Origin of the sequence: Wolbachia endosymbiont (group A) of Limnophora tigrina (assembly GCF_964263225.1) — a bacterium.
Classification (GTDB): domain Bacteria; phylum Pseudomonadota; class Alphaproteobacteria; order Rickettsiales; family Anaplasmataceae; genus Wolbachia.
In genome coordinates, this window is sequence record NZ_OZ181654.1 from 1,214,141 (window position 1) to 1,238,403 (window position 24,263).

22 protein-coding genes and 1 pseudogene are annotated in these 24,263 nt (G+C 34.4%); 9 read left to right on the forward strand and 14 right to left on the reverse strand.

The annotated features are described in order from the left end of the window. The first annotated feature begins 250 nt into the window (after window positions 1-250). On the forward strand, window positions 251-1,597 hold the full coding sequence (locus tag ACE38P_RS05630) for an IS110 family transposase (protein ID WP_353280896.1): 1,347 nt from the start codon (window positions 251-253) through the stop codon (window positions 1,595-1,597). Window positions 1,598-1,933: 336 nt separating this feature from the next. On the opposite strand, the gene uvrB is transcribed toward ACE38P_RS05630, so the two are convergent. From uvrB to ACE38P_RS05670, 8 genes and pseudogenes are all read right to left on the reverse strand, one after another. After that, window positions 1,934-3,868 (reverse strand): excinuclease ABC subunit UvrB, encoded by a 1,935-nt coding sequence (uvrB, locus tag ACE38P_RS05635; protein ID WP_010402971.1) that lies wholly within the window; start codon window positions 3,866-3,868, stop codon window positions 1,934-1,936. Window positions 3,869-3,953: 85 nt separating this feature from the next. Beyond that, on the reverse strand, window positions 3,954-4,715 hold the full coding sequence (locus tag ACE38P_RS05640; RefSeq protein ID WP_374699667.1) for a cytochrome c1: 762 nt from the start codon (window positions 4,713-4,715) through the stop codon (window positions 3,954-3,956). Next, window positions 4,715-5,941, reverse strand: a complete 1,227-nt coding sequence (locus ACE38P_RS05645; protein WP_374699668.1) for a cytochrome b — start codon at window positions 5,939-5,941, stop codon at window positions 4,715-4,717. The genes ACE38P_RS05640 and ACE38P_RS05645 overlap by 1 nt, the downstream gene beginning before the upstream one ends. A gap of 122 nt (window positions 5,942-6,063) precedes the next feature. Then, on the reverse strand, window positions 6,064-7,110 hold the full coding sequence (locus tag ACE38P_RS05650) for an ankyrin repeat domain-containing protein (protein ID WP_374699669.1): 1,047 nt from the start codon (window positions 7,108-7,110) through the stop codon (window positions 6,064-6,066). 259 nt (window positions 7,111-7,369) lie between these two features. Continuing rightward, a pseudogene (locus ACE38P_RS05655) lies at window positions 7,370-7,678 on the reverse strand (hypothetical protein); the annotation flags it as partial. Then, window positions 7,679-9,061, reverse strand: coding sequence for an IS66 family transposase (gene tnpC, locus ACE38P_RS05660; RefSeq protein WP_374699286.1), 1,383 nt, complete (start codon window positions 9,059-9,061; stop codon window positions 7,679-7,681). It lies immediately after the preceding pseudogene. A gap of 51 nt (window positions 9,062-9,112) precedes the next feature. Continuing rightward, a complete protein-coding gene (locus ACE38P_RS05665; RefSeq protein ID WP_374699670.1) occupies window positions 9,113-9,937 on the reverse strand; it encodes an ankyrin repeat domain-containing protein in 825 nt (274 codons plus the stop codon). A gap of 91 nt (window positions 9,938-10,028) precedes the next feature. After that, the gene (locus ACE38P_RS05670) at window positions 10,029-10,199 is read right to left on the reverse strand and encodes a DnaJ domain-containing protein (RefSeq protein ID WP_374699671.1); all 171 of its coding nucleotides are present in this window, start codon (window positions 10,197-10,199) and stop codon (window positions 10,029-10,031) included. 250 nt (window positions 10,200-10,449) lie between these two features. Here ACE38P_RS05670 and ACE38P_RS05675 point away from each other — a divergent pair, with 250 nt between their 5' ends. Beyond that, window positions 10,450-11,022: a NifU family protein gene (locus tag ACE38P_RS05675; RefSeq protein ID WP_006015115.1), complete on the forward strand. Its 573-nt coding sequence runs from the start codon at window positions 10,450-10,452 to the stop codon at window positions 11,020-11,022. After that, window positions 11,019-12,242 carry a histidine--tRNA ligase gene (gene hisS, locus ACE38P_RS05680; protein WP_064085321.1) on the forward strand — a complete coding sequence of 408 codons (1,224 nt, stop codon included), beginning with the start codon at window positions 11,019-11,021 and terminating at the stop codon, window positions 12,240-12,242. The genes ACE38P_RS05675 and hisS overlap by 4 nt, the downstream gene beginning before the upstream one ends. On the opposite strand, the gene surE is transcribed toward hisS, so the two are convergent. Together surE and ACE38P_RS05690 are read right to left on the reverse strand one after the other, a co-directional pair. Beyond that, window positions 12,239-13,009: a 5'/3'-nucleotidase SurE gene (gene surE / locus ACE38P_RS05685; RefSeq protein ID WP_264376043.1), complete on the reverse strand. Its 771-nt coding sequence runs from the start codon at window positions 13,007-13,009 to the stop codon at window positions 12,239-12,241. The genes hisS and surE overlap by 4 nt on opposite strands. 202 nt (window positions 13,010-13,211) lie before the next feature. After that, the gene (locus ACE38P_RS05690) at window positions 13,212-14,654 is read right to left on the reverse strand and encodes a hypothetical protein (protein ID WP_374699672.1); all 1,443 of its coding nucleotides are present in this window, start codon (window positions 14,652-14,654) and stop codon (window positions 13,212-13,214) included. Window positions 14,655-14,792: 138 nt separating this feature from the next. Between ACE38P_RS05690 and ACE38P_RS05695 the strand changes: the two genes are divergently transcribed. Beyond that, complete coding sequence (locus tag ACE38P_RS05695; RefSeq protein WP_374699673.1) at window positions 14,793-16,067, forward strand: APC family permease; 1,275 nt, start codon at window positions 14,793-14,795, stop codon at window positions 16,065-16,067. Window positions 16,068-16,137: 70 nt separating this feature from the next. Then, complete coding sequence (locus ACE38P_RS05700) at window positions 16,138-17,424, forward strand: APC family permease (RefSeq protein ID WP_374699674.1); 1,287 nt, start codon at window positions 16,138-16,140, stop codon at window positions 17,422-17,424. A gap of 28 nt (window positions 17,425-17,452) precedes the next feature. Here the strand turns inward: ACE38P_RS05700 and ACE38P_RS05705 are convergent, their stop codons facing one another. Beyond that, window positions 17,453-17,878: a hypothetical protein gene (locus tag ACE38P_RS05705; RefSeq protein WP_264375113.1), complete on the reverse strand. Its 426-nt coding sequence runs from the start codon at window positions 17,876-17,878 to the stop codon at window positions 17,453-17,455. A gap of 138 nt (window positions 17,879-18,016) precedes the next feature. Between ACE38P_RS05705 and ACE38P_RS05710 the strand changes: the two genes are divergently transcribed. Beyond that, complete coding sequence (locus tag ACE38P_RS05710; RefSeq protein ID WP_374699675.1) at window positions 18,017-19,039, forward strand: aspartate-semialdehyde dehydrogenase; 1,023 nt, start codon at window positions 18,017-18,019, stop codon at window positions 19,037-19,039. 1 nt (window position 19,040) lies between these two features. On the opposite strand, the gene ACE38P_RS05715 is transcribed toward ACE38P_RS05710, so the two are convergent. Next, window positions 19,041-20,117 carry a 5-(carboxyamino)imidazole ribonucleotide synthase gene (locus ACE38P_RS05715; RefSeq protein ID WP_374699830.1) on the reverse strand — a complete coding sequence of 359 codons (1,077 nt, stop codon included), beginning with the start codon at window positions 20,115-20,117 and terminating at the stop codon, window positions 19,041-19,043. 106 nt (window positions 20,118-20,223) lie between these two features. On the opposite strand from ACE38P_RS05715, the gene apaG reads away from it, so the two are divergent. Then, window positions 20,224-20,628, forward strand: coding sequence for a Co2+/Mg2+ efflux protein ApaG (gene apaG, locus ACE38P_RS05720; protein ID WP_015587971.1), 405 nt, complete (start codon window positions 20,224-20,226; stop codon window positions 20,626-20,628). A 202-nt stretch (window positions 20,629-20,830) separates the two neighbouring features. Here apaG and ACE38P_RS05725 read toward each other — a convergent pair whose 3' ends face one another. Next, entirely contained in the window at window positions 20,831-22,429 is a 1,599-nt protein-coding gene (locus ACE38P_RS05725) for an ABC transporter permease (protein WP_010402890.1), read from the reverse strand. 130 nt (window positions 22,430-22,559) lie between these two features. On the opposite strand from ACE38P_RS05725, the gene ACE38P_RS05730 reads away from it, so the two are divergent. After that, a complete protein-coding gene (locus ACE38P_RS05730) occupies window positions 22,560-23,405 on the forward strand; it encodes a rhodanese-related sulfurtransferase (RefSeq protein WP_264686862.1) in 846 nt (281 codons plus the stop codon). Here the strand turns inward: ACE38P_RS05730 and ACE38P_RS05735 are convergent. After that, window positions 23,402-23,818: a hypothetical protein gene (locus ACE38P_RS05735; RefSeq protein ID WP_374699676.1), complete on the reverse strand. Its 417-nt coding sequence runs from the start codon at window positions 23,816-23,818 to the stop codon at window positions 23,402-23,404. The two genes, ACE38P_RS05730 and ACE38P_RS05735, sit on opposite strands and share 4 nt — an antisense overlap. Before the next feature lie 137 nt (window positions 23,819-23,955). Here ACE38P_RS05735 and ACE38P_RS05740 point away from each other — a divergent pair, with 137 nt between their 5' ends. Next, a complete protein-coding gene (locus ACE38P_RS05740; RefSeq protein WP_019236727.1) occupies window positions 23,956-24,114 on the forward strand; it encodes a type II toxin-antitoxin system RelE family toxin in 159 nt (52 codons plus the stop codon). Window positions 24,115-24,263 lie beyond the last annotated feature (149 nt).

Here is a 24,263-nt window from a genome sequence, read left to right on the forward strand (position 1 = left end):
AGATATAAAACCTGTCAAACCAGAAAGAAACTCCTATTTTCTACTTTTTTGAATATAATTTTACGGAGAAGCGCTTCTGCAGTTATAGCCGAATAGGCAATGGTGCCTTAGTGCCCGTAGGTTAGCATGGTTTTGGAAGGAACGATCAAACCACTGATGGAGTCTTTGAGACTACCTCGATTAGAAGAGCGTATAATTCAACCGTTCCAAGCTGAAGTGCTTTTCAACTATTATATGATGGAGGTTAGAAATGGCAAAAACAAAAAGTAAATTAGAGGTAATGAACCCTGATGCGGCAGGAATAGATATTGGTTCATCTGTGCATTATGTATGTGTACCAGAAGGAAGAGATAAACAGAATATACAAAAATTCTGCTGCTTCACAGAAGATCTTTATAACTTAGCAAAGTGGTTAAAGAGGTGCAAAGTTACTACAATAGCCATGGAATCAACAGGAGTGTATTGGATCCCTTTGTTTCAAGTACTTGAATCATATGGATTTGAAGTAAAATTAGTAAACGCAAAATATGTTAAGAATGTGCCTGGAAGAAAATCTGATGTTCAGGATTGCCAGTGGTTACAACAACTGCATAGCTATGGACTGCTTCAAGGGTCATTTAGACCAGATAATCAAATTTGTGTATTACGCAGCTACGCTAGACAACGAGATAACCTAATAAAAAGTGCAGCAGCACACATTCAACGTATGCAAAAAGCGTTAATTCAAATGAACATTCAATTGCATAAGGTGATAAGCGATATAACAGGAGTTACTGGCATACAAATTATTAAAGCAATACTTGAAGGTGAAAGAAATCCAGAAAAATTAGCTGAATTAAGAGATGGACGAATAAAAAATGATAAATCTACCATTGCAAAAGCATTAGCAGGAGACTATAGAGAGGAACACCTGTTTACACTAAAACAAGAGTTTGAGCTATACAATATTTATCAGGAAAAAATAGCAGAATGTGATAGAAGTATTGAAGGATATTATAAAACATTTGAGACAAAGTCAGGTGGGAACAAGCTATGTAATAAAATAAAGCGTAAGTCTACAAAACATAGGCCAAACTTTGCTATACACGAAGAACTGCATAGAATTACAGGTAGGGATTTCACAAAAGTTCCAGGACTTGATGTAGTAACCATACAAACAATAATTTCAGAAACTGGCATAAACCCTAATAGATGGCGGACAGAAAAACACTTTTCATCGTGGTTAGGGCTCAGCCCTGCCAATAAAATTACAGGAGAAAAAGTGTTTAGCACAAGAACGCGTAAAGTCATTAATCGTGCTGCAAATGCATTTCGAATAGCTGCTCACTGTGTATCAAGAAGCAACAGCGGAATAGGTGCGTACTGTAGAAGAATAAAGAGACGACTAGGTGCACCAAAAGCAATCACGGCTACCGCAAGAAAACTAGCATGCATTTTTTATAGTATGCTAAAGTATGGGCAAGAGTATGTTGAAAAAGGAATGAACTATTATGAAACACGTTACAAAGAGAGAGTTAAAAAAAACTTGATCAAAAAAGCACAGGAATTTGGCTACATCTTAGTTCAAAAAGATGAACTGGTTGAGGGAGTTTCTTAGAAGCCAAATGAACCAAGCTTTATTTTCCATAAGATTTTTTATAAATAGTCCATTGATAATAAACCTCTTTTAGGCTCTGATTATTGTTAAAACAGTTGCAATTATAGTATGATATAAAAGCTATGAAACAACAAATTTGTTGTGAGATTTAATTTGTTAGAGTCTGTACATAATCTCAAGAAAGAAATAAGTTCAACAATCATTACCTATAAGATAAAAGGTGAAAATTTGAAATTATCATGAACTGGCTCATTTTTCTGCCACTTAGATGATGTTTTTTCAAATTGTTGATAAATCAAAGTCAGTTTAGCTATTAATTATTCATCTTTTTTCTAATTATGCAGTGGATCTATTATTAAACCTTTCAATAATACTTTTTATTTTTGCTGCCTCTTCAAACTCTAAATTTTCAGCATGCTTCAACATTTGTTTTTTCAAACTGCTTAGATCATTCTGACTAAAATCCTCAATCACCACTTTTTCCCGTAAAGTATTTGATATAGGCTTTATTATAGTTTTTGGTACAATATTATGCAGTGTATTATGCTCTGTCTGTTTCTTTCTTCTCCTTTCAGTTTCTTTCAGTGCACGATCCATAGAATTAGTAATTTTGTCTGCATATAAAATTACTCTGCCTTCAACATTTCGTGCAGCACGACCTATCGTTTGAATGAGCGAAGTCTCTGATCGTAAAAACCCTTCTTTGTCAGCATCTAAAATTGCAACCAATCCACACTCGGGAATATCAAGACCTTCCCGCAACAAGTTAACGCCAACAAGAACATCTATTTCTTTAGATCTTAATTTGCATATAATTTCAATTCTTTCCAGTGCACCAATATCTGAATGTAGGTAAGTTACTTTCATACTGAGCTCACTCATATGCTCAGCTAGTTTTTCAGCCATTTTTTTTGTCAATGTGGTAATTAGAATACAAAACCCTTTTTTTATCGTCACTTGTGCCTCATGAATCACATCATCAACCTGACTCCCTGTTGGTTTTATGATGCAGATGGGATCTGTCAGTCCTGTTGGGCGGATAACTTGCTCTATAAATGCGTGATTAGTCTTTTCTAATTCATATTTTCCTGGAGTAGCCGAAACGTAAATAGTCTGTGGCCGTATTGCCTCCCACTCTTCCAATTTTAATGGACGGTTATCAAAAGCAGAAGGTAGCCTAAAACCATAATCTATCAATTTCTTTTTACGTGCTTCATTACCGCTATACATTGCACCTATCTGGGGAACGGTTACATGGCTTTCATCAACAAATAAAATTACATCTTTAGGTAAATACTCAAACAATGTAGGCGGTGGATCTCCAGCTTTCATTCCGTAAAGATAACGCGAATAATTTTCAATACCTTTACACACTCCCGTTGCCATCATCATTTCAATATCAAAATTAGTACGCTGCTCAAGGCGTTTTGCTTCAACAATTTTGTTCTGTGAATAGTAATAATCCAGGCGTTCATGTAGTTCTTTTTTAATCAATTGAACTGCTTGCAAAAGAGTCTCACGTGATGTAGTGTAATAGCTATTTGGAAAAATGGTGACTGTATCTATGCGTCTGATAATATTGCCGTTCATGGCATCAATCTCAGAAATTTCCTCTATTTCATCACCAAACAATGATAAACGCCAAGCTTTATTTTCATAATAGGCAGGAAATATATCAATAATATCGCCGCGCACTCTGAAATATCCTCGCTCAAATCTGACATCAGAACGTTTATATTGGAGATTAACTAAATTATTCAGAAAGTCATTAACATGAATCTTATCTCCAGCACTTAAAGTCAAGGTCATGCTGAGATAGCTCTCAGGCGAACCAAGACCATATATACAAGAAACACTCGCAACTACAATCGTGTCCCTACGCTCCAAAAGAGAGCATATAGCAGAATAGCGTAGCATATCAATTCTTTCATTTATTAAAGAGTCTTTTTCAATATAAGTGTCTGTTTGTGGCGAATAAGCCTCAGGCTGATAATAATCATAATAAGAAATGAAGTATCCAACAGCATTGTGAGGGAAAAATCCTCTCATCTCCTCGTAAAGCTGCGCCGCTAAAGTTTTATTATGTGCCATAATTAATGCAGGCCTGTTTGTTCTTGCAATAACATTTGCCATAGTGAAGGTTTTTCCAGAGCCAGTAACTCCAAGCAAAACCTGATCTCTTTTATTACTATTTAACCCTGCAACTAAGTTGTCTATTGCCTGTGGTTGATCTCCAGCTGGCTGAAAATGTGTAACTATTTGAAATTCCATACCTTTATATTTTCATAATGTATTTATTACTATACAATACATTTGCTAGTGTAAATAAGGTATGAAAGAATGAACATAAAAAACTCTATTTTTTCTTTTTATAGAGCCTGCTCCAAATCCTGTTGTTGGTTAATACAAAAAACACCGTCAAAATTATAAAATATGTCACTATTTTTAGCCCAAGTTTATGTCGACGTTCCAGTTCTGGCTCTGCTGCCCATTGTAAGAAATTTACCACATCATATGCCATATTTTCAACTGTGGCTTGTCTTGCACCATCATATTCTACCATTCCTTCAGAGAGTGGTGGTGCCATAGCTAACCTGCCTGTTGAAAAATATGGATTAAAATATAAACCGTTCTCATCATGTTCACCGTTTTGATAACCAATTAGTAGTGAATAGATGTAATTTGCACCATCATGTCTTGCTTTGACAATTAATGATAAGTCCGGTGGAATTGCGCCATTGTTGCTTGCTGCAGCTGCTTCTTTCGTGTCAAAAGGTGCAATAAAATAGTCCGAAGATACTCCCGGCCTATCAAACATTTCACCCAAATCATTTGGACCATCTTTCACTTGATAAGAGGCTGCAATTTGTTTTACATCCTCTTCAGAAAAACCAACATCTTGCAAATTACGAAACGCTATTCTATTCATTGAATGGCAAGCAGCACAGACTTCCTTGTATACTTTATAGCCACGCTGAATTGACTCTCTATCGAAAGATCCGGTAATTCCATCAAAACTCCAGTCAATTTTCTTATTTGGTAAAGGTTTAAACTCCTCTGCAAAAAGAGAATTAGCGAGAAACAATACACAAAACACAGCAACTTTAACCAACAGCATCACTTCATCTCCGGGACGGAATCGCTTATTGTTTTTGGTAATTTTTCTGGTTTCTCATACTTACTAAGTAAAGGTAAAATTATCACAAAATATGAAAAATAATAAAGAGTTGAAAGCCTACTTAAAGTAACGTAAGGCTCTTTAACTTCCTGACCTCCAAGCCAAGCAAGAAATGCAAAATTTATTGCAAAAACCCAAAAAAATTTCTTAAATAATGGACGGTAAGAACCACTTTTAACCTTTGATTTATCAAGCCAAGGCAAAAGAAACCACACTAAAATAGATCCAAACATGGTAAGTACACCAATAAGTTTATTTGGAATTGAACGCAACATCGCATAAAAAGGTAGGAAATACCATTCTGGTACTATGTGTACTGGAGTTACCATAGGATCAGCCTCTATATAATTATCAGGATGCCCAAGATAATTAGGGGCATAAAAAACAAATGCAAATAAAATTATAAAAAATAAACCAAAAGTTATGCAGTCCTTTGCTATATAGTAAGGATAAAAAGGAATGGTATCCTTATCTGACCTGACTTCTATTCCACTTGGATTATTAGAGCCAAACCTATGCAGAGCAACAACATGCAACATAGCTAAAGCGATAATAATGAAAGGCATAAGATAATGCAGCGCAAAAAAACGATTGAGCGTTGGATTATCAACAGAGAAACTTCCCCATAGCCATATAACTATTTTATCACCAATTAAAGGTATAGCCGAGAATAAATTAGTTATAACTGTTGCACCCCAAAAACTCATTTGTCCCCATGGAAGAACATATCCCATAAAGGCAGTTGCCATCATTGCAAAAAATATAAATATGCCAATAAACCATACCATTTCTCGCGGTCTCTTATAAGATCCGTAATATAATCCACGCATGATATGAACATAGACCACCATAAAGAAGAGCGACGCCCCAACAGCATGAGTATAACGTATCAGCCATCCATAACTTACGTCACGCATTATACGCTCCACACTATTAAATGCATGATCAACATGCGGAGTGTAGTGCATGGCAAGAAATATACCTGTTATTATTTGTAAAATCAGCGCTATACCAGCTAAAGAACCAAAATTCCAAGCATAATTTAAATTTTTTGGTACTTGATAAGAAGCAGTATGTTTTAGAAAAGAAAATATAGGCAGTCTATACTCTATCCAACCTAATATACCTTTTTCTTCTATTATTTCTTTTTTGCTATCATCTTCCATAACTTAAAGCTTTGTCATCTTAACTCATTGTATTGTAACAATTTAACGCTAATAAACAATAAAAAGTTTAAGTTTAAAGAGTAGATTTCACAAAAACAAGCACTCAAATTTGAGTGCTTGTTTTAAAGGGATTTTTGATGACATACACCTTTAGATATTGTTGAATTGCTTAATGAACTTTCAGGACATTGATAAAGTTTTTCATACTTACTAAGTGCTGTCTCGAAGTTTTTTTCTATAGCGTTAAGCTTTCTTTCTCTAATTTCTTGTATTGTGAGAAGTGAATCGTCCAGTGGCCTTGAATATTTTTTTCCTGTAAACTTACTTATTGCTACAGCAGTTAGCAGAACTGTTCCATTACAATCAACTTGTGAAGAACCAATTGAGCTTCCAGTTGAATGTGCAATAGATTGCTGTGCAGGAGGTAAAGCAGGGGCACTCTGAAATAAGCTACTGAGTGTGGTAGTGGTTACCCAACTAAACATACTATTAATAAAAGAAGAAGGTTTTACTGCGCTGCTTAACGTATTTGTACTATTATCATGATAGCTAAAGTGATTCCTAGCTTCTATTACCTTAGGATTTGCTCTAGAAGCTAATGTCTGACAATTAACTTCTTTATCAGCACATTTTAATGTAGATATTATTTTTTGCCTTGTATTACTAGTACATATAGATTTTGGATCATCTCCAACAATATCTAGTGGTATTCTACCACCAACATCTCTTATATAAATATCAGCATCATGCTTGATAAGAAGTTCCACCATTGCCACTTGGCAATGGAAAGACGCTAAGTGCAAAGGCACCTTACCCGTTATATCTTTCAAATTGATCTCAGCATAACGACTAAGTAGAAGCTGTCCTGCATCTTCTCTGCCATATTCAGCAGCGACGTGCAATGCAACTCTCAAACTTTCACTACTAGCAGCATTAACATTGGCGCCGTTATTAACCAAAAACCTCAATATCTTGAAGCTATTTTCTTTCACAGCAAAACTTATAGGTTTCATACCGTATTTTTCACCAATAAAAATCTGCTTTCTTCGGTTCATGTACACTGCACTTCTGATACATATGTTAGCTTTTAGAAGATTATGCTCTTTTATAGAAATAAATAACTCATCTATAAAGTTCTCAGTTTTTATCCGTTCTTGCATCTCTTTCATCAAATACCTCCTAAAAGACAACGTTCCCGGCTCTATATCACACAATTTAGTATGTGCAAGTGAAATTTACAGAGAAAAAATTTCAATAGTTAAAAATTAGGTCTTCAGCAATCTATCACTTTAACTTTCGTACAAGACATGCTGAGCTTCCTTATTCAAATTTTTTTGCTCTTAATAAGAAGCAATATGCTTTAGAAAAGGAAATAAGGGATAAGTTTTGTAAATAAGCACTCGAATTCTAGTGCTTATTTTAACTGATTTAGAGGGACTTTTGATGCATACCTTTAGATATCGTTAAATTGCTTAATGAACTTTCAGGACATTGATAAAGTTTTTCACAACTACTAATTGCCGTCTCGAGTTTTTTTTCTATAATAGAAAGTCTTGTCAGAGGTGGATTGTCCAGTAGCCTTGAATACTTTTTCCCTGTGAACTTTTTGACCACTACATAAACTAGTAGAGCTGTTGCATTAAAATCAACTTGTGAAGAACCAATTGGGCTACCAGCCAAGTGATCAACAGATTGCTGTGCAGGAAGTAAAGTAGGGTATCCGTTCAGCAGAGTGGTTTAAGAAACGATAGATAGAAGATTGTGAAAAGGGTTTAGCCTCCTCTGTTTCCATGTTAAGTATAACGAAATTATTTGCTCAAGGAATGAGTTTCCTCGTTCTGATTGTGTAAAATATGAATTTTTGCGATAAACGACATAATGCCGTATTTGCCGTTCAGCGTGATTATTTGTCAGCGGAGTATTTTCTGGGTCATCTAAAAATTTCCACATCATTCTTTCAGATTTCAAAATATTCTTTGCAACTCGAGACGCTCCAATTGCTTCAGGTAAGCGAGATATTTCCTTCAAATAATACCTTGTACGTTTTCGCAATTTCTTGGCACGTCTAATAAATCTTGAAACATCTATCTCATTTTTTAGTAAAGCTTTTTTCAGTGCAAATAACTCAGTGGCTACATTTCTCAAGTAACAGCCCAGAACTTTAACTTCAAATTTCCAACTATGCGCTAATCTTTCAAAATCCCTTGCTAAGTGTGCCCAACAGATTTGCCTTCTTTCATCAGCAAAGTAGTTGTATGCTGCATATCTGTCGGTTACTACCAAGCTATTACGATTGCAGCATACACTATTTTTTAAAACTTTCATTCCCCTTGACTCTGTCAACTTCACAAAACTTGCCGTATTGCTTGCAAACATCCAACACCAAGCGAGTTTACCTTTGTTATAATGGCTCGTTTCATCAATATGTAGAACTTTACTCCTACTTATCTCTTGTTCGATCTGCTCATACATTTTTTTGCATTTTGAAGCAACTCTATGTTCACTATTTGATATGCTACCGACGCTTATGTTCAAATTGAAGATATCATTTATGATGCTAGCTACTTCGCGCTTTGAATTTTTATAAAACCCACTGAGTGCTGCAACTACTGACTTAACCCTTGGGCCAAATGTATCTGGCGTAACACCCTCTGGTAACTTGCTACTTCTTCTTTTTCCGCATCTCTGACAACGGCCATGTTCCAACTGATATTCCATTACATAAGCCTTAATCTCCGGAAGATCTACTTTCTGATGAATATAAGGTTTTTCGCATATTGCAATCTTCCCTCCGCATTCGCAAGTAGGTGACAACTCTATCTTTATCACCTCATCTGCTTCCATTTTAGCACGATAATTACCCTTATGCCCAACTTGACCACCAATCTTTCTTTCGCTTTTTGGCTTTTCCTTTTTCATTTTGTATAATTCTTTTGAATTGGGAATTGATGAGTTTTTTGAATTTAAACCTAGCCTTTCCTTTAATTCAGCGTTCTCTATCTTTAAAGCCTCATGCTCTGCTTTTAAACTTTCATTCTCTCTTTCCAATCTTTCTATTTTTGCTTCTAACTTTTCTATTTTTTGCTGTAAATTTTTGCAGAGTTCTAAAAGGTTTACCATATTACCTCATATTTACCCTATGATTATCTTTATTATCTTGCTTTGTCTACCTTATTTTGCCGCTCTGCTGAACGGACACAAAGTAGGAGCACTGCTGAATAAGCCATTGAGTGTGGCAGTGGTTACCCAACTAAATATACTATTAATAAAAGAAAAAGGTTTTACTGCACTGCTTGGTGCAGGATCTGGAGTATCACCAGCTTCCAATCCTATCTTAGTATTTGCCCTGGTGGAGGCTGAGAAAGGGTTCGCTGTACTACTTGCTGCATCTGGAGTATCACCAGCTTCTAATTCTAACTTAGTATTTATTCTAGCAGAAAGTAATAGTTCTGTACAATTATTTTTATGAAATCTTAACACAGCTAAGAATATTTTTTTTATGTCACAGCCATCACTGCAAAGACTTTCATAACCTGGAATAACCTCAAATGCTATTTTGCCATTTGTACTTCTAATGTTAACATCAATATTATGATCAAGCAGAACTTTTGCTATATCTAATCGACAATGATAAAGTGCTAAGTGTAAAGCTGTAAAATTTTGCATTCCTTGAAAGCTAGTGTTGCCGTGAATACAATCAAATACAACTTTCTCCATATCATATGTTACAATAATGGATACGGAAGGAACAATGCACGCATCACTCACAGCATTAACACGAGCACCATTGTTAATCAAAAACTGCAATATCTTTGAGTTAGCTCTGTAAGTAGCAAAATGTATAGGTGCCATGCCATATTGCTTACCATTAATAATATCATTTTGTACACCTTTAATCTTTGCCTTTCTAACACATCTTTTAACTTTCTCAAAATCAAGTTTGTTTATAGCAATAAACAATTTATTCCTTAACTCTTCTATTCTGTATTTTCGCATCAAATACCTCCTATAAGACAACGCCCTTGGCTTTGTATCACATGATTTAGTATTTACAAGTAAAATTTACAGAGAAAACAATAGTTAAAAATTAGGTCTTTAGCAATCTATCACGTGCTGCGTTTAACTTTTGTGCAAAATATTCCGAGCCTCCCTTGTCTGGATGGACCAGTTTCATTAAATTTTGGTATGCCTTATTGATTTCATTTTGGCTTGCCTCGGAATTCAGCCCCAGTATTTTTAATGCTTCATCTTTGGACATATTATCACCAGTGTAATTTTTGGTGTAACTTTTACTGCTGTTAAATTCGTTCAAAAACTTACTTAATATAGAGTTCATCATAAAACTTATGTTATTTCTCTTTGCCAAAAAGAGAAAAAATACAACAACGCTAGGTAAAACAAACGTGATTATTGTGAATATCAAAAAAAGGAAGAAGATGAATGACATGTATATTTTTTTATCATTTTATGATTAAATAGTAACAATTATAATTGTCATGGTAAATAACATGTTTATCCAGATTGAAGAAACACCAAACCCAAACACGCTGAAATTTCTTCCTGGTTTTGAAATTCTGAGCGAAGGAGAAACAGCTGATTTTTCAAATGCAGATGAAATAAAGAACTCCAAACTAGCAGTAAATCTTTTTCAAATAGAACATGTTGTAAGAGTATTTTTTGGGCATGATTTTATTTCGGTAACAAAATCAGATAGAATGAATTGGGATATAGTAAAGGTGGAAATTTTAACTACAATTATGGATCACTTTACTTCTGGTGGAAAAGCATTTGATAAAGAAGGAGTAAGTGATAATAAAATGCTAGAGGAAGAATTCTTTAATGAAAATGATATAGAAATTGTAAATAGAATAAAAGAATTGATGGAAAGTTATATTAAACCTGCAGTTGCTCAAGATGGTGGTGATATCAAGTTCCGTGGCTATAAAGACGGAATAGTTTACGTTGAACTGCAAGGAGCTTGCTCTGGGTGCCCAAGTGCTGCAATTACCTTAAAACAAGGAGTGCAGAATATGCTAAGCTATCACATACCAGAAGTTTCAGGTATAGAGACTATGCTATGACTAATCAAACAGTTAGAGGAACAAAAGATCTCCTGTTTGATGAATGGTACAAGTTTAAACACATAGAGCAAACAGCAAGCAGAATCTCAAGTTTATACGGCTTTTTACCTGTTCAAACTCCGATATTTGAATACACAGAAGTCTTTACAAAGACTTTAGGTGATAGCTCAGATATTATCACTAAAGAGATGTATACTTTTATTGATAAAGGGGGAAAGAGCATAACTCTGCGTCCTGAGTTCACTGCAGCTATTGTTAGGTTACTCATTGAAAAAAAACTGCAAACGCCGATAAAATTATTTTCAATAGGGCCTGCATTTCGCTATGAAAGACCGCAAAAGGGAAGACAAAGGCAATTTCATCAGATAAATTTTGAGGTTTTTGGCATAGAAGATCCAAAAGCTGATATTGAATTGATATCACTCGCTCAGCACTTACTAACTGAATTTGGCATCAATAAAAATGTAAAGCTGGAAATCAACTCTCTGGGTGATAGTGAAACAATAACTCAGTATAGAGAAGCTTTGATATCGTATTTAAAAAAGTTTCAAAATGACCTATCAGAAGATAGTCAAAATAGATTGATTAAAAACCCACTCAGAATATTAGACTCTAAGGATAAGACAGATAAAGAAATAATCTCTGACGCACCAAAAATCAGTGATTATTATACAAAAGAATCTTCATATTTCTTTGACCAGGTGTTAAATGGACTGCAAGCTCTTGGCATACCTTACACTGTAAATAGCAAATTAGTTCGAGGTCTAGACTATTATTGTCACACAGTATTTGAATTTGTCACAGAAGATTTAGGTGCACAAGGAGCAGTTTTTGCCGGTGGAAGATACGATAATCTAGTATCTTCAGTAGGTGGAAAACACACTCCAGCAATAGGATTTGCAGGGGGGATTGAGCGTATAATGGAATTAATCAACTATGCTGAAAAAAAAGAGAGGCCTATTTATATAATTCCAATCGGTGGAGAAGCTGAAGAACATGCTCTAACACTTGCAAGTGAATTACGCAGAAATGGTTTATATGTGATTTACGAATATAGTGGAACTCTAAAAACCCGAATGAAAAAAGCAAATCAAGCAAATGCAAAAGTTGTATTAATCTTTGGTGATGAAGAGCTAAGCAGTAAAACTTTAAAAATTAAAAATATGGACACGGGTGAAGAAAAAATGATTGCTCGCGATAAAACCGTAGAAAATATCTAATCAGAAGCAATAGGAGTGTTAGCTATAGAAGAAAATTCCTCTGCACAAGAATTTTTCATAGCATTTAATATATCATAATCTGTAAAATCTAATTTTATCGGTGTAATAGTAATAAAACCTCCTTTTATTTTATCTACACTACCACTGCCTGAGTGTTCCCGAGACCAATTTAAGCTCAAAGAACCATTTAAGTTTTCAGTAAAAGTTAAATCACCATCAATGTTATATTCACCTTGTTCAGCAAATTCGACCCCTTTCACTTTTTCTGTAGCAGGAAAATTTATACTCATCACTATATCTTTAGGCCAACCAACTTTCATTAGCTTGCTGATAACCTTTGGTGCAAAAACTTTTGTATTGTTCCAGTCTATTTTATCATGATAAACTTGGCTCAGCGCAATAGAAGGTATAGATCTTGCAGCACCTTCCATTGCAGCACCGATTGTGCCTGAATAACAAATATCATCTCCGACATTTGATCCAATATTTACTCCAGATAATATTAAGTCTGGTTTCTTATTCATAATTTTATTTAACGCGATAATAACACAATCTGCGGGAGTACCAGACACACTAAACTCCCTTTCACTATGTTGGTTTATTCTAATAGATTGTTTCACTGGGTAATCAAGAGATCTTGCAGATCCACTCCTGTCAGTATCTGGTGCCACTATCCATACTTCCGATGCAAAATTGTGTGCAATTTCTTTAAGTAGTCTTATTCCTTCACTTTCAAAACCATCATCATTTGTTATCAATATTATCATATGCAGCACTCGACTATCAAAGTATACTAATGAGGTTTGAAGTTTCTTTTCATAACCATAACAAAGAATCTGCTACAAATCAATAAGGAAAAATTAGAAGACGGCCAGATTGCCATCGTTTAGTTTGCTGTGAGTTAATTGTAAATACCAATTTTAGCTTCACGCCTAACTCACAATCAAAGCTTAGGCAAGTCTCAGAGCTCTAAGCAGCAGAGAATCTTGTATGCCCTGCAAAAAATGCTTTCATCTTTTCAAGATAAGTAGATGGTTCTGCAGGAACTTCTATCTCATTTATCTGATAAGATATTGCTGCATCTATGACTTCATCTGTTATTAATTCTCTCAGCCTTTGTTTTATTTGCCCTCTTCGAATATGTTCTCCATAGTCATTATAAAACTTCACATATAATTCTTTAAACACAAATTCTTTTATAGCATCTCTCATATGAGAAATTCCTTCCTTTACTTCATCATTTGCATTGCTCAAATCCACTCCAGAACCTAGCGAATATAAGTCGTCAAACTTTTCTTTTAAAATCTTTATTTTAAAGTAGTGCTTATCTACAGATTGCTCAAAAAATTTTTTAGTAGCATTACCTGCCAACTCTCCTATTATCTGAGGTTCTAGTTGAGCTGCAAAATTATTTTCTGCTTCAAGTCCACTTAATGCATAAATGATACGATTAAGCATTCCAGGACCACATTGGCGATTACTTTCCTCAAAACGAACCAGCAATATGGATTTCAACAGCTCTACATCTGCATTTTGATTTCTTGCTGCAATTAAAACTAAATTTGTAGCCTGTGTTAATGTCAATCTGGTTTTAGAATCTACCCACCTTACCCATTCTCCTTCTCTATAATTATCTACCTTCAAATAAGGCGCTATCAGTTCTTTCTGCTGATTTGTCAAACCGCCTATATAGTTTTTAAACTCTTTATTCAGCTCATTTGACGGAGTCCCATATTCTTCCTTTAATTTTTTGGCACACTCAATAACACTTTGCTCAAAACTTCTAGTATGAACATTCTGATTACCAGTGCCTACATCACTTACATTAAACAAGAAGCTAAGTTGCTGTACATTCAAACCCAAAGGTGAGAAAAGCTTTATCAATGGATACTTTATTAATTCGAGAAGCGCTACTGGAGCTAGTAATACATAATTTAACAATAATAAACCGAAATTGAATATAAAAAATCTACGTAGAGCTGATACCTTTGATGCAATGTGCAAAAATGGAAGCTGTAGGTAATATATTAGATGTATATTAAAGAATAAGATTTTGTCCTTTAATTTTATTGTTGGATCTTTGTAAACCTCAAATAACATGCTATTACTATCAATGTTGTCGTTTTTAAATGAGTTATAGTTGTTTATGATTTTGTCTTGTAAAGGAAGGAGCATTTTATTCAAACAAATAAATGCAGCGATAACAATAAAACCTGTAGCAAAAAATGCTAGTACAGGGCTAGAGGTACTTGTAGATAAGTAGGTGTAAAGATTACTAATTAAATCATTACAAGGGCGAACTAGAATTGGATCAAGGATATAGTTAATAAGAAGACTTAAATAATAATAAATGGCAAGTGATAATAAAATAAAAGCACAAGTAATCAGGAGTTTTTTTAACCTTGGATTCATAAACCACCTCTTAATAATCTATTAATATACTTCTCATTATATGCTTAAATTAAAAAAAAATGCAAATTAAAAAGATCAATTGAAATTTCTGAGCTTCAACTATATTGTTAATTATTCAGATAAAAATTAAAAATTATCGTGTCAAATAAAATAGGCTTTTTGGCTGTTTTTGCCTTGGTGATTAGTAGCCAAATCGGCTCTGGAATTTTTATGCTCCCAATTAGCCTTGCACCATACGGCGCTTATAGCCTCATAAGCTGGGTTATATCAGGATTTGGTGCTATATCTCTTGCTTTAGTTTTTGCTTCACTCTGCGCAAAATTTCCAGAAACGGGTGGTCCTCATATTTATGTGAAACATGCCTTTGGCTCTACAGCAGCTTTTTTTGTTGGCTGGACATATTGGGTAAGCTCGTGGGTAAGCTCAACAGCTGTGACAATTGCAAGTATCGGTTATTTAGCCCCGCTTTTTCATAATGATATACAAGATATACGTTTGCTTTTAGAAATAACATTAATTTTAGCTATTATGCTAATAAACTTAAGGGGAGTAACTACTGCTGGGCATGTTGAGCTTCTGCTGACCATTGTTAAAATTATTGCACTTCTCGCAATACCTATCGCAGGGTTGTTTTTCTTTGATAAAAATAATTTTATTGTAAGCGAGGAAGTATCAAACTTTACAATATCACAAACTCTTGCTCGTTCTACACTCCTTACTCTATGGTGTTTTATTGGACTTGAATCAGCAACGGCACCTGCAGGATATGTCAATAATCCCTCTAAAACAATACCAAGGGCTATAGTGCTTGGAACAGTCTGTGTTGCTGTGATATATTTCATCAATAGTCTTTCAATTATGGGATTGATAAGTTGTAATGACCTAGCTAGTTCAAAAGCACCATATGTTGATGCGATAAAAATTATGTTTCCAGGTAATTGGCATTTAATTATTTCTGTTGTTGCCTTTATCGTTTCTGTAAGTAATTTAAATGCTTGGTTTTTAGCTGATGGACAGGTCACCTTAGGCCTTGCAAAAGACAAGTTAATGCCGCAATTTTTTGGCAAAAAAAATAAGCATGATGCTCCATTATGGGGAATAATACTCAGTACTTTGGGGGTGTTAGTTTTACTTATCCTAACGTCAAACAAAAGTTTTGCTGAGCAAGTAACTTCAATAATTGATATCTCTGTGGTGTCATTTTTGTTTATCTACTTAGCATGTAGCCTTGCTTTTCTCAAAGTTAATATACAAGACAAAAGCTACTGCAAATTTTTAATTGGAGGTGTGGCTGTATCTTTTTGCTGTTGGGTAATATACGAGACTTCTATAAAAACATTGTTAATATCAAGTCTATTCCCTTTAAGCGGAACACTTATTTATCTACTTTGGTATCATAAACTAAAAACTTAACTTAAATTTTTTATTTGCTAAAATTCTTAAGCTATACTACTGGCTTACATTAATAGAATTAAGAGGTATTGTGTCAAATAAAATAGGTTTTTGGGCTGTTTTTGCTTTAGTCATTAGTAGTCAGATCGGCTCTGGGGTTTTTATGCTTCCAATTAGCCTTGCTCCATATGGCGCTTATAGCCTTATAAGTTGGATGATATCAGGAGCTGGTGCTGTGTCTCTTGCGCTAGTTTTTGCTACGCTATGTGCAAAGTTTCCAGAAACAGGAGGTCCTCACGTTTATGTGAAACATACTTTTGGTCCTGCTGCAGCGTTCTTTGTTGGTTGGACATATTGGGTAATCTCATGGGTTAGTACAACAGCTTTAATAGTTGTGGGTGTTGGCTATCTTACACCATTTTTCCATGAAGATATCAAAAGTATGCGTTTATTTTTAGAGCTGTTGTTATTTACAATCATTACATTAATAAATTTAAGGGGAATAGCTACTGCAGGGCACGTTGAGTTTCTGCTCACGGTTGTGAAGGTTGCTGTATTGCTTGCAATACCTGTAGCAGCGTTGTTTTTTTTCGATAGAAGTAATTTTATCATAAGTGAAGAAATATTAAGTCTTACAACATCGCAAATTCTTGCCCGCTCTACACTCCTTACTTTATGGTGTTTTATTGGACTTGAATTGGCAACAGCACCTGCAGGGTCAGTTGATAATCCAGCTAAAACTATACCAAAAGCTGTGGTGCTTGGCACAGTTTGTGTTGCTGTTATATATTTTATCAACAATTTTGCAATTATGGGATTGATCAATGGCAACAATTTAGCAAGTTCAAGAGCACCATATGTTGATGCGATAAAAATTATGTTTTCTGGTAATTGGCATTTAATTGTTTCTATAGTTGCATTCATTTTTTGTGTTGGCAGTCTAAACGCTTGGGTTTTATCTAGTGGACAAGTTGCTTTTGGTCTTGCAGAAGATAGACTAATGCCAAAATTCTTTGCTAAAAGGAACAAGCATGGCTCTCCTTTTTGGGGAATAACAGTTAGTTCAATTGGAACTGCAATTTTACTAATTCTCACTTCAAACAACAATTTTGCCCAGCAGATTACGTCGATTATTGACTTTTCTGTAATTTCATTTTTGTTCGTTTATCTTGCGTGCTGTTTTGCCTTTCTAAAGGTTATTATACAGGAGAGGAGTTGTTATAAGCTTTTAATTGGTAGCATAGCAACAACCTTTTGTTGTTGGGTGATATTAGAAACCCCTGTAGGTACTCTGCTGACTTCAAGCCTGTTCACTGCAAGTGGCATACCCATTTATTTATTTTGGTACTGCAAAACTTCTGTGCAACAAATTCAGTAGTGAGAGATACACTTTAAATGGTTAATATTTATGGGCCAAGATTTTTTTTCTCTTTATCTACTTGTTCAATATTACCATTCTCAAGTTTGCTACCTACTTCTTCTGTGCGTTTATTATCTATGTAGATCTCATTTTTTGCTTTATTAGAAAGACCTATTTGCGATTGCAGTTTTTTATACTCTTCTTTTTCAGGCGTGAAAATTTTCACTAAAGATCTTCCTATTATTGGTATTGAACTTAAAAAATCTCTTAATCCAAAAGATTCTTGCTTCTTGTTTGAAAGATGCTGGTCTATCTTAGAAATTTTCACACCATACTTTTTATCATCAAAATTTATCGCTGGCTTGCTTTTTTTCGAAAGAACATTTTGAATCTCTAATCTATTGATTTTTTCAGGCTTTTGAAATGCAGATACTGCAGGTTTGACCTTAGTGTCATCATGTTTTTTACTCATTTCATTCTACCATGCAATATTACTAGTGTCTTATAATTATAACTAAATTATGGTTAATTGCAAGGTAAAAATATTAAAGTAATTGTAAATTTTATCAGTAAAAATATAATATAGTTTTAAAATCAGAGGTTTATTTATATGGGATGTAAGATTGCAGTTATTGGAGCAACAGGAAGAGTAGGATATGAGGTATTGACCATGCTTGCTGAGTTTCAAAAAGAGGGAAAATTTTCGATAGATTCTGTTGTTGCTTTTGCATCGAAAAAATCAAAGGGAAAAAAGGTGAGTTTTGGTGACAAAGAGTTAACAGTTTTATGCCTTGAGGATTATGACTTCGTTGGAACTAATATAGCCATTTTCTGTGCAGAATCTAATGTTTCTGAGAGATACGTACCAATTGCAACTGAGGCTGGGTGCGTTGTGATAGATAACACTTCCTATTTTAGGATGAAAGAAGGCGTGCCACTAGTGATTCCAGAGATCAACAAAGATAAAATCATAGAATACAAAAACCATAATATAATATCTAACCCAAATTGTACTACAATACAAATGTTGCTGGCATTACATTTATTACACAAAAAAGCAAAAATAAAGAGAATCGTTGCTTCAACTTATCAATCAACTTCTGGTGTAGGTAAAGCAGCAATGGATGAGCTTTACAATCAGACAAAAAAAATCTTTATGAATGAAGCTAAAAAACCTGAAATATTTCCTAAGCAAATAGCATTTAATTGCATTCCTCATATAGGAGAGTTCATGGAAGATGGTTCTACAAAAGAGGAGTGGAAAATGCAAGAGGAGACAAAAAAAATTTTAGAAGAGGATATAAAAGTAACTGCAACTTGTGTACGAGTACCTGTTCTTGTTGGTCATGCTATAGCAGTAAATGTAGAATTTGATCAGCATATAACTGAAGAAGAAGCTCGTGAAATGCTCAGTGAAGACGATGGAGTTTTAGTACAAGATAAGCGCGAAGATGGTGGATATATGACTCAGATTGATGTTGTGCAAGAGGATGCCGTATACATATCACGTATTAGACAAGACGATACCGTTAAACACGGATTAAATATGTGGATAGTAGCTGATAATCTACGCAAAGGTGCAGCACTAAATATAGTGCAGATCTTGGAGATCTTGATCAAAGAGCATTTATAGCTCAATAACTTAAATCTATATTGACATGTCCCATTTTACGCTTGTCCCTAACCTCTTTTTTCCCATATATGGTTAAACTAGCTTTTTCGTTGCTCAAATATTTGTGAGAATTATATATATCATTACCTATTATATTTTTTGTCATGCAAGGAAAGCGTAATACTACTTCCTGCATAGGTAATCCGCATATTACCCTCACCAGCTGCTCGAATTGACTAACGTTGCATGCATCCAAGCTCCAGTGGCAAGAATTGTGGGGTCTTGGGGCCAGTTCATTAACTAGTAATTCATGATTTTGAGTGATGAAAAATTCAATAGCTAGAATTCCTACTACATCAAGCGCAGTTGCTATTTTCTTTGCAGTTTTTTGTACCTCTTGGGCTAATTTATTATCTATTTTAGCTGGTGCTATTGAAGTATTAAGTATTCCGTCAACGTGGTGATTCTCTGCTATAGGAAAAAAAGCTACTTTACCGTTTTTATTTCTTGCAACGACTATTGAAACCTCTTTCAGTAAATCAACACTTGCTTCAAGAATGTACTCTTTATTCCAATCGAAGGAAGCAAATTGCTTCAGTTCAGAATCATTTTCAATCACATATTGTCCTTTTCCATCATAACCCATTTCTGTTGTTTTTAGCCTCACTGGATAGCTAAAAGTTTCACTACTTTCTAGTAGCTGATTATAATTTTGTATACTTTTGTAATCAGCAGTTTTTATGCTTAAATCTCTAATAAAATCTTTCTCTCTCAGCCTATTTTGCGAAATGTGTAACGCCTTTTTGCCTGGATAAAAATCTGTATGCTGCGACACAATATCAATTGCACTACATGGAATATTTTCAGACTCAATAGTGACTAAATCCACACTCTGTGCAAAAGATTCAAGTGCCCTCTTATCACAGAAGTCTGCTATTGTTAAATCATCAGCAACAGAACAAGCTGGATCGTTTTTAGCACTGGCAAAAATATGCGTTTTGTGCCCAAGTTTTATTGCAGCGATAGCAGTCATTTTACCTAATTGCCCACTTCCTATTATTCCTATCACTTTTTTATCCAGTGGATCTGTTTTGTTCATCATGTAGATTAATATTTCCTAGTTAGAGTACGATAATATGCTTGGAAAATCTATGAAAAAAGTGTATAATTGAAGTGTGTTAAATTTTTATCATGAACACTTTACGATGACCATGAAATACACACTTATTACTAATTCTGTTGAAGTTACAGTTTTGCCAATTTACATTGAAGAGCAATCTATTCCTTATGAAAATTGTTACGTATGGATGTATAATGTTAAGATAAAAAACAAAAGCTCATCAACCATTCAATTATTAAGTCGCTATTGGCGAATAATAGATCATAAGGGCAAAATAAATGAAATTGCCGGAGTTGGTGTTATTGGAGAACAACCTGTAATAAAATCTGGAGAGGTATTCAAATATACAAGTGGAACATACTTAAATACACCATCAGGAATAATGCAGGGTAAATATGAATTTCTGAACGAAGAGAGCATAAAAACCTTTGATGTTATGGTACCATCCTTTTCCTTAGATAGTCCATACGTTAACACTAGACCTCATTGATCATCAAGATAGTGTATTTGTTTAAGTGCATCTGAAACCAGTGCTTCTTGTTTTGTCATTTGAGCTTCCATAATGTCATCCGAGTAGCTGATACTGAGATCCAACTAAGTTGATAAACACGAAAGCACTGACCATTTGCTTCTATAGTTGTCTTTTTTCGTCTATCTTATTTTGTTACTCTGCTGAACAGATGCAAAATAGTTTATTTTTGATTCTTATCATCAAGTGTGAATAAGATTATTGTAGAGGTTAAACCTATAATAACTATCATTAACGAAAATGGGGCAGCTTCTCTGTAACGCTCATCGCTGACAAGTTCATATATTCTAGTTGATATAGTTTCAAAATTAAATGGTCTGATAATTAGTGTTGCCGTGAGTTCTTTTACCGTATCCATAAACACGAGCAGAAATCCCGATAGTATGCTTTTCTTGATAAGGGGAATATGAATATTCAGGCACGTGGAAATAGGCCCATGACCCATAGTATATGCAGTCCATTCAATTTCATTTGGTGTTTTTTTGAGTCCCGACTCTATTGCTTTGAAAGATATAGCAAAAAAACGAAATAAATATGAGTAAACTAATGCACCAATAGTTCCTACCAAGCTAATTTCCACAATATATTGAGTAATGAAAGAAGATATTCTGCTTAAAAACATTATTATGCTAATTGCAATAATTGCATTTGGAATTGCATATCCAAGAGAAATGAGACGTGCTATATTGCTTATTACCTTATTTTTACGTGCTGTATATCCAATAATTATTGCAATGCTGATCGAGATTAGCGCGGTAATAAATGATAAACTAATACTGTTTGTTATTATATTGTAAAATCTTGCTTCGTATATGAAAAAGCCTTTCTCTATGCTCCAATATATAAGTGGAATCATTGGTAAAATAAAGCCTATTAATATCGGCAATAAACACATAAGATAAGAAAAGATCAACGATATAGAACCGTTTATACTACGTTTATTGTGATAATCTGCATTAGTATTGATTGAAGAGTAAGATATTTCTCTTTTTTGTAGTTTTTTCTCGATAACTATTAGTGTTGCAACGAAAATCAGTTCTGCAACTGCCAAAACAGTAGTTGAATATTTGTCATGCAATAAAAACCAAGTACGGTATATTCCTGTCGTGAAAGTATCGATAGCAAGAAACTGTGGTGTGCCGAAATCTGTAATTACTTCCATTAGTACCAAGGATAACCCAGCTATAATTGATGGACGTATGGAGGGTATGATGACAGAAAACAGACTCTGTAATGAGGAGAACCCAAGTGTTGATGCAATAGTGACTGAGTTACTAACGCTCTTTAGACTTGAGCGGACCAACATATAAACGTATGGATATAGACTAAATCCCATTACTAATATTCCACCACCTAGGGATTTGATCTCGGGAAACCAATAGTCACCTTTGCCCAATTGAAAAGTATCTCTTAACAAGCTCTGAATCGGACCTGAAAACTCTAGCGTATTTACATAAACAAACGATACTATATATCCAGGAATTGATATCGGAAAGAATAAGGCAATCTCAAAAATTCTACTTCCGGGAAACGAAAAAAATGTAGTAAGCCAAGCTGGAATTACTCCAAATATAAAGGATATTAACCCTACTCCTACCATCAAAATTAACGTATTGAGTATATATTCAGGAAAAAGTCTACTAATTACCCATCCAGAGTTTGCTGATTCTGTAAATAGAATCGATATTAACGATAGTATAGGGCAGACAAATAATACACTTACTAAAAACAAGAATATATTTTTAAATACTCTCAGAAACATTAACTTGAATCTATATTTGATATTAAAATGTTATATGCAAAAACTAAAGATATCCAGTAATTAACAGCCGTCCTATTGAATATCTTCATAATTTTATATATTATGTTTTAAATCGATAAACTAATTAATTATGAGTTTTGTCATTGCAACTTTCTATCATTTTGTAAAACTCTCTAATTATTATGACATGAAAGATGAAATAAAAGTTGCATGCGACAATGTCGAATTAAAGGGTACTATACTCCTTGCAGAAGAGGGTATTAATGCAACCGTATCTGGTGAAAGAAACGCGATTGATAAAATATTCGATTTTCTACGTTCTGATTATAGACTAAGGGACCTTACATGGAAAGAGAGTGCAGCAGAATATCAACCATTTAGTAAGATGAAAGTGAGATTAAAAAGAGAAATTGTGAATCTTGGTGTAAGTAATCTCGATACTTCCGTTAGAGGTCAGTACATTGATCCAGATTATTGGGATGATTTTATCTCTCAACCTGATGTTTTAGTGATAGACACACGAAATGATTACGAAGTAAAACTAGGCAAGTTTAAAAATGCAATCAATCCACATACTCAGCGTTTTCGAGATTTTCCTCAGTGGGCAGAGTCTTTCTCTGAGAGTAAAGATCTGAAAGTGGCTATGTACTGCACTGGTGGAATCAGATGCGAGAAATCTACAGCATATATGAAAAGCCTTGGATTTAACGATGTTTACCACCTTAAAGGCGGTATTCTTTCCTACCTTGAAAAAACTCACAACAAAAGTGGTAGTTGGGAGGGCGAGTGTTTTGTTTTTGATGATAGAATTGCTGTTGATCACTCACTCGCCCCAAGTGATAAAATAAAATGCATATTCTGCTCAAGTAAAGTTTCAACTGATGAGCTGAAATCAGTTCCACGTGGCCAGGTAGTTTGCTCTGATTGTAAATCTTTAAGTATTGAAAGAAAGCTAGAATTCAATACGAACCTCTAAGAAAATTTGCTTATTGCACACTTACTAACCTCAATTTTATCAAGACATTTACCTACTACATAGCTCGCTCCAGCTCCAAGTAACGCACCAACTATAGCAAATGCAATCAACACTACACCAGAACCGCCAATAAGAGCTAAAGTGTCTTGCCATAAACAACATGCTGCAACTAGACCAGCAACTAAACCAATTCCTACACCTATGCACCTAAGTTTCATGTTATTACTAATATTGTAACCTCTTCTATGCTTTAGGCTATGACTAGTATTGTTACTTATCCAATCAAAGGTTTTGATATCTAGGTTTTTGTCCATAAAAGCGATAAGCTCACCTATTGTTTTTTTATGTAAATTATCTAAAAATATAACTTTACCTTTTACATTTTGTTCAAATACATTTTGTTTGCGTGTCATTTATTTTTCCATACTATTAGAATATATTTTTACTACACTTAATGTCTTAATAGTTGGTAAATTCCCATACAAGAATAAGTAGATAATCTTATCACTATAGGTGGGACTAAAGCGCTATAAGATTAAATTTCTGAAAAATGTTGGTAAGAAGAGCTTTTCCAAAAACAATAAAGTTAAGAGTTGAAGAGATAGTAAAAGAGCGACTTACAGTTAATCCAATTGATTTTGGTGAATCGTTTTGTTACAAACTCAAAGGATACAGAAGACTGAGAACTGGCGATTATCGTATCATGTAAATGCTGCAAAGTATGAAGTGTTTCAATAAAACGCAGAAAAGACATTTACGAGTCTGAGGCTCCATACTAATATCCTTCCAGTATTAACTTACTGTAACCTTTCCGGTTGAGCCACTGCGATTCTTTGCAACGTTTATCTCTAATTCGTT

Coding starts and splice junctions, on each gene's coding strand:
- ACE38P_RS05630 (WP_353280896.1), top strand. CDS start 251: ATGGCAAAAACAAAAAGTAAATTAGAGGTAATGAACCCTGATGCGGCA.
- uvrB (WP_010402971.1), bottom strand. CDS start 3,868: ATGGAATTTCAAATAGTTACACATTTTCAGCCAGCTGGAGATCAACCA.
- ACE38P_RS05640 (WP_374699667.1), bottom strand. CDS start 4,715: ATGCTGTTGGTTAAAGTTGCTGTGTTTTGTGTATTGTTTCTCGCTAAT.
- ACE38P_RS05645 (WP_374699668.1), bottom strand. CDS start 5,941: ATGGAAGATGATAGCAAAAAAGAAATAATAGAAGAAAAAGGTATATTA.
- ACE38P_RS05650 (WP_374699669.1), bottom strand. CDS start 7,110: ATGAAAGAGATGCAAGAACGGATAAAAACTGAGAACTTTATAGATGAG.
- tnpC (WP_374699286.1), bottom strand. CDS start 9,061: ATGGTAAACCTTTTAGAACTCTGCAAAAATTTACAGCAAAAAATAGAA.
- ACE38P_RS05665 (WP_374699670.1), bottom strand. CDS start 9,937: ATGCGAAAATACAGAATAGAAGAGTTAAGGAATAAATTGTTTATTGCT.
- ACE38P_RS05670 (WP_374699671.1), bottom strand. CDS start 10,199: ATGTCCAAAGATGAAGCATTAAAAATACTGGGGCTGAATTCCGAGGCA.
- ACE38P_RS05675 (WP_006015115.1), top strand. CDS start 10,450: ATGTTTATCCAGATTGAAGAAACACCAAACCCAAACACGCTGAAATTT.
- hisS (WP_064085321.1), top strand. CDS start 11,019: ATGACTAATCAAACAGTTAGAGGAACAAAAGATCTCCTGTTTGATGAA.
- surE (WP_264376043.1), bottom strand. CDS start 13,009: ATGATAATATTGATAACAAATGATGATGGTTTTGAAAGTGAAGGAATA.
- ACE38P_RS05690 (WP_374699672.1), bottom strand. CDS start 14,654: ATGAATCCAAGGTTAAAAAAACTCCTGATTACTTGTGCTTTTATTTTA.
- ACE38P_RS05705 (WP_264375113.1), bottom strand. CDS start 17,878: ATGAGTAAAAAACATGATGACACTAAGGTCAAACCTGCAGTATCTGCA.
- ACE38P_RS05710 (WP_374699675.1), top strand. CDS start 18,017: ATGGGATGTAAGATTGCAGTTATTGGAGCAACAGGAAGAGTAGGATAT.
- ACE38P_RS05715 (WP_374699830.1), bottom strand. CDS start 20,117: ATGAACAAAACAGATCCACTGGATAAAAAAGTGATAGGAATAATAGGA.
- apaG (WP_015587971.1), top strand. CDS start 20,224: ATGACCATGAAATACACACTTATTACTAATTCTGTTGAAGTTACAGTT.
- ACE38P_RS05725 (WP_010402890.1), bottom strand. CDS start 22,429: ATGTTTCTGAGAGTATTTAAAAATATATTCTTGTTTTTAGTAAGTGTA.
- ACE38P_RS05730 (WP_264686862.1), top strand. CDS start 22,560: ATGAGTTTTGTCATTGCAACTTTCTATCATTTTGTAAAACTCTCTAAT.
- ACE38P_RS05735 (WP_374699676.1), bottom strand. CDS start 23,818: ATGACACGCAAACAAAATGTATTTGAACAAAATGTAAAAGGTAAAGTT.
- ACE38P_RS05740 (WP_019236727.1), top strand. CDS start 23,956: ATGTTGGTAAGAAGAGCTTTTCCAAAAACAATAAAGTTAAGAGTTGAA.